This is a genomic window from Hungatella sp. SL.1.14 (assembly GCF_024460495.1).
GTDB lineage: Bacteria > Bacillota > Clostridia > Lachnospirales > Lachnospiraceae > Hungatella > Hungatella hathewayi.
The window spans coordinates 1-479 of record NZ_JANFYJ010000112.1; the positions used below are offsets into that span (position 1 = coordinate 1).

At 46.8% G+C, this 479-nt stretch carries 1 protein-coding gene; it reads right to left on the reverse strand.

The window, feature by feature from the left end:
• A partial coding sequence (locus NE473_RS30205; protein WP_256265557.1) for an InlB B-repeat-containing protein occupies window positions 1-479 on the reverse strand: 479 nt, incomplete at both ends.

The following is a 479-nucleotide window of genomic DNA, read 5'->3' on the forward strand; positions in this document are numbered from 1 at the left end:
ATCATACGTCAGGGTTACTTTAGCATTTGCTGTCCACTTTGCATAAACTGTCATGTTCTCTTTTATTGCAACAGTTTCGTCAAATGGAACTCCTGTTCCGTTTTTCCCTGTATACCAGCCTCCAAACATATAACCTGGACGGCTTGTGATTCCGAGTTGTCTTCCCACATTTGCAAGGCTTTGGCCGCTCAGTACAGTTTCCACCTTATTCGGAAGTACCTCTTGCGCATCTTCTGCCACCTTATCATACGTCAAAGTTACTTCAGCCTTTGGAATCCACTTCGCATAGACAGTCATATTTCTAACAACTGCGACTGTTTCATCAAATGGACTTCCGGTTCCGTTCGGCTCCGTATACCAGCCTCCAAATGTATAACCCGGGCGGCTTGTGATTCCAAGATCTTTTCCTGCATTCGCAAGACTTTGGCCGCTCAGCACCGTCTCCGTTGCATTTGGCTGTACTTCTGCTGCATCTGCCG